The organism is Mesorhizobium delmotii, from assembly GCF_900149755.1.
Taxonomy (GTDB): Bacteria; Pseudomonadota; Alphaproteobacteria; order Rhizobiales; family Rhizobiaceae; genus Mesorhizobium; species Mesorhizobium delmotii.
Genome location: NZ_FUIG01000001.1, coordinates 18600 through 21457, shown reverse-complemented (window position 1 = coordinate 21457; position 2858 = coordinate 18600). Strand labels below are relative to the sequence as shown.

The following is a 2858-nucleotide window of genomic DNA, read 5'->3' as shown; positions in this document are numbered from 1 at the left end:
ACTGCCGGGACTAAACATCTAGTGACCTCGATCAGGATCATTTCCAGCGGCGAAGCCGCCAACCCCGACGTACGCATCTGCCGGCGCCACGTGAACAACAGGTTCGCATTGATGTCGTGCCGCCGCGCCACCAGCGACACCGACGCTACAGGCTCATAGCTCGACAACCAGCGTTTGGTCTCCTCCCGGGGGCTTGAGCTGAAGTCCCGCGAGGGCATTCTCCTGGGCAGCCGACGGTCTCTGGATGGTTCCGCCGTCATCATCCCGGCCAAGCGGCGCACCTCTTGCGAATTACGAAGGATGGTTTGCACCAGGATTCGCTCGCTCCAACCTACCAATCGGGAGAAGTCGATTATGACGGCCATATTCCGGCGCGGCGATCGACATTTGCGGGGAGTTCTGAAAATCGGCGAAAGCCGGTTCGGCCTGCTCGGACGCTTCGACCGGGTATTGCGACACCCTCCATTGCGCCTTGAGTTCGCAGAGGCCAAGGATTGGTGATCTACACAAACGTTCGGTCCTCCACCGCCTGGGGCATGGGGAACATGGTCGCCCGGCGTGCATCGACGTCGAGAAAGTGCCGAGCACGTCCATGGCGTACGTCGACGTGAAGCACGGCAGCGCCTGCTTCGAGACAATTCGCCGGGCGGCAGTTCGACCGGGCGTTAGCGGGAATACCGGATGATCGGCTTTGGTTCGGGTTCCACAGTTAGGCACGCCTGTCATCCGACAATTGTCGGGTGTCTGACAGGGCGCAAGATCCGCCAATCGGTGATTCAATGAAGATTCCTTCTCTGGCACGGTTCATGCTTCGTGGCTTACGATCGCATTAAGAAAGGAGTCGTCTGATGATCTTCTTCATCGAAAAGGTCGTCCCCGCCTTAGAGATCGCACCTTTTCGAGCTGAGCGGACGAGAGACTTAGACATCATGGCCCGAGCAAGGAACTGCGCCAGCGCACCGGCGACCACTGTCATTGAAAACGGGTAGGGAGTTTGCCAAATGCAGGCTGCAGCGCGGCACCGCCCCCACCACAGGCCGAACCTTTTTGGCGAAAATGGGGTCGAGCTTTGCCCTCAAAAAATGGCTTGAGATTATGACTGACATAGAGAAGAAAACCGCGGTGAACAGGCGCGGCCGGACGTATCGGGCAAGCGATCTCCAGGCTGTTCGTCGCGAACGGCTACCGTGTCGTTGCGGGCGACGCCGACCAGGCTGGCCTGGACAGGCTCGAGGCCGAGCTCAACCGAACCGGGCAGACTGTCTGGAGCAGGGCCGGCGACCTCAGGAACAAGGCCTATTGCGAGGAACTGATCGACTACTCCATCCGGGCCACGGGACGACTGGACATGCTCGTCAACAACGCCGGCATCATCACCCGCGGAAACATCCTCGAGACGACCGACGAGCATTGGGAGCGAACGTTCGACATCAATCTGACGTCGATTTTCTACACGTGCCGGAAAGCCATCGGACACATGAAGGGCCACGGCGGCGGTGCTATCGTCAACGTCTCATCGTGTTGGGGTCTTTATCCCGGACTGGGCCATGCGGCCTACTGCACCAGCAGAGCCGCGGTCGCTTCTTTCTCAAAATGTCTCGGCCGGGATCATGCGCATGACGGGATACGCGTCAATGCCATCTGTCCAAATGAGGTCAACACACCGATGATCCGGACGGGCTTTGAACGACGCGGCTTCATTCCGGACACAGCCATTGCGGAGCTCAACAAGACCGTACCACTTGGTCGCATCGCAGAGCCAGAAGACATCGCCGACGTTGTGTTCTTTCTGTGCTCCGACGCCGCCCGCTACATCGCTGGCACGGCGGTCGAAGTGAACGGCGCGAAGCCGGTCTACAGAGGACATCCCATGACTACCAGACTGGCAGGCAAGATCGCAATCATCACCGGCGGCGGCCGCGGCATCGGCGCCGGCATCACCCAGCGCTTCGTAGAGGAGGGAGCAATAGTCGCCATCGTGCAGAGGAACGCACCGCCTGAACCCATGCTCAACGAGCACGCGATCTATGTGAAGGCGGATCTTTCGAGCTCCCAGGAAATTTCCTCAGCCGTTCAGGCTGTCGTCGAGCGGCTTGGCGGCCTGGATATCCTCGTCAACAACGCCGGGATCATGTTCGAGAAGACGGTCGACGAGATGACCGAGGCGGACTGGGACCAGATGATGGACATCAATCTGAAGGCCCCGTTCCTGCTGACCAAGGCGGCAATGCCACACCTCCGGAAGTCGGGCAGGGGAAGCATCGTCAACATCGGTTCGATCGAAGGGCTGGCGTCCAATCCCGGGCATCCTGCCTATTCCGCTTCGAAAGCGGGCATTCACGGCTTCACGGCGGCGGTCGCCGTGGACCATGGGCATGAGGGTATCCGCTGCAATGCCATTGCGCCGGGCTGGATCAACTCCGATCTCAGCGAGGTTTATATCGACAGCATGGCCGACAGCGCCCGCGTCCGCAAGGAACTGCTCGCGATGCATCCGGTCGGGCGCCTGGGCGAGCCGAGGGACGTCGGAAATCTTGCGGTCTGGCTGGCCTCGGACGAGAGCGCTTTCGTGACCGGTCTGGTCTCCGTCATGGACGGTGGCCGCACCAAGAAGCTGCCGCTGCCGATCTCCTAAAAATGAAAATGTCGACAATCTTACCGGCCCTAGGAGCTGAAGCTGCGCGTCGTCCATGGCCTCCGTCGAAAATGGGCGGCTACGACATTGAAATTTGCACCTCAGGTAGGAAACCGGCTGGAGGGCTATGCCAAAAATTATTGATGTTGAGCTGACCCAGCTTCGTATCGCTAAGGCAGCGGGTAAGGCGATAGCGGAGAAGGGCATTTCCGCAGTTACAATG

General features: G+C 59.7%; 3 protein-coding genes. 2 read left to right on the top strand and 1 reads right to left on the bottom strand.

Annotation, left to right across the window (positions count from 1 at the left end):
- On the bottom strand, nucleotides 1-365 hold a 365-nt coding region (locus BQ8482_RS00100), incomplete at its 3' end, for a transposase (RefSeq protein WP_208867582.1).
- Between the two features lie 483 nt (nucleotides 366-848).
- Here BQ8482_RS00100 and BQ8482_RS37945 point away from each other — a divergent pair.
- Both BQ8482_RS37945 and BQ8482_RS38885 read left to right on the top strand, forming a co-directional pair.
- Nucleotides 849-989 (top strand): hypothetical protein, encoded by a 141-nt coding sequence (locus BQ8482_RS37945; protein ID WP_165848370.1) that lies wholly within the window; start codon nucleotides 849-851, stop codon nucleotides 987-989.
- A gap of 155 nt (nucleotides 990-1144) precedes the next feature.
- Nucleotides 1145-2635, top strand: a complete 1491-nt coding sequence (locus BQ8482_RS38885) for a glucose 1-dehydrogenase (RefSeq protein ID WP_342210916.1) — start codon at nucleotides 1145-1147, stop codon at nucleotides 2633-2635.
- Nucleotides 2636-2858 lie beyond the last annotated feature (223 nt).